This is a genomic window from Microcoleus sp. SVA1B4 (assembly GCF_036700545.1).
Classification (GTDB): domain Bacteria; phylum Cyanobacteriota; class Cyanobacteriia; order Cyanobacteriales; family Microcoleaceae; genus Microcoleus.
The window spans coordinates 214-1,592 of sequence record NZ_JAUBPB010000159.1 but is presented as its reverse complement, the minus strand read 5'-3'; the positions used below and the strand labels follow the sequence as shown (position 1 = coordinate 1,592).

Below are 1,379 nucleotides of genomic sequence, written 5' to 3'. Positions count from 1 at the left end.
GTAGATACTGTCTTGACCTGTCAAGGGGTAGCAGTCAAATAATTGGGGTCGAAAGGCTTTTGGGATTTTAAAATCCCAAAAGCCAAATGCACCAGTTTCCTCATCAGCGCACCAATCACCTGCATTTTGACCTTTCCGCGACCCAATAATCTCTCGCTCATAGCTTTCAGCAAGGGGTTGTAACGCATTGCCACTACAGCCGGCAAATACAACGCTTTTCGCAGCCGGACATTGCCGGTGCATGACAAACGAGTTTTGCCTTTAACAGAAGTCCCAGAACTACGTTCACAGGGAGTCAAGCCTGCATAAGCGGCTAGTTGACGGGCATTGTTGTAATCGGAAACATCACGAATTTCAGCTAACAATACCGAGGCCGTCTGTTCACCAATTCCAGGAATTGAGGTCAATAGGTCACGCTGTTGTTTTAAATGTGGATGTTGGTCAAAATGGTCGCTAATCAGTTTTTTGATTAGTTTTTGTTGCTCTTGTAGGTACTCCAAATGTGCAAGGGTAAGCCCAGCAACAGTTGGCGTAGCTGTCTCCAAACGGTTTTGTTCGCTCGTCATCATTTCTGTGACAGATTCGAGCCGTCGCAGCAAAGCTTGTAATTCCTTGATTTCAGGCGCGGTTGGTGTCCACAGATCGGGTTTCATCGCCGCACAAAAACGAGCAATCAGTGCTGCATCTACGGAGTCGGTTTTAGTTCGCAGAAGTTCGCTTTTAGCAAACCCTTTAATCCGGGCCGGATTGACGATACTTACCTGAAAGCCAGCCCCATAGAGGAATTCGGCTAAAGCGTCCCCGTAAATGCTAGTAGCTTCCATACAAGCATGGATCTCGACTACATTTTGTTGTTTGAGCCAGTTATGTAAACTCTCAAACCCTTGAGTATTGTTAGTAAACTTTTTGGGTTTAGTCGCACGACTTTCAGTCAGCAATGAGACATAAAAGTCTTTTTTACTGATGTCTATGCCTAAGACTGTTGATGTCATTTTTGGCTCCCAATATACTCCGATTTATGAACGAACCGACAGGCAATTGAAGACTAACCTTGTCAATGCAGGCTTTCCCGATCACAAGAGCGAGAGCCTAAGATACTGTCCAGCTTAATGTGCGCCTGTCATCAGTAATGGGAGCTTATCTACGCAACAGACTTATGCAGTCTAAGGGGCGGGCCAACTTCACCAATTTCTGATGTCCTTAAACAGCACTTTCCACTGAAACTTGCACCAAGCGTCAGAAACTTTCTTGTTTCTTTAGATTTACCAAGAAGAAGGTAAGCTCGCCTGAGTGACAGCTCGATCGCCTGAGTGACAGCTCGATCGCCTGAGTGACAGCTCGATCGCCTGAGTGACAGCTCGATCGCCTGAGTGACAGCT

1 protein-coding gene is annotated in these 1,379 nt (G+C 46.3%); it reads right to left on the bottom strand.

What is annotated here, in order from left to right:
• Window positions 1-20: 20 nt before the first annotated feature.
• The gene (locus QT987_RS29685; protein ID WP_333247066.1) at window positions 21-992 is read right to left on the bottom strand and encodes a transposase; all 972 of its coding nucleotides are present in this window, start codon (window positions 990-992) and stop codon (window positions 21-23) included.
• Window positions 993-1,379: the final 387 nt, after the last annotated feature.

Bases quoted from the DNA above. Each gene is read 5' to 3' on its own strand.
- QT987_RS29685 (WP_333247066.1), bottom strand. From the start codon at position 992: ATGACATCAACAGTCTTAGGCATAGACATCAGTAAAAAAGACTTTTAT.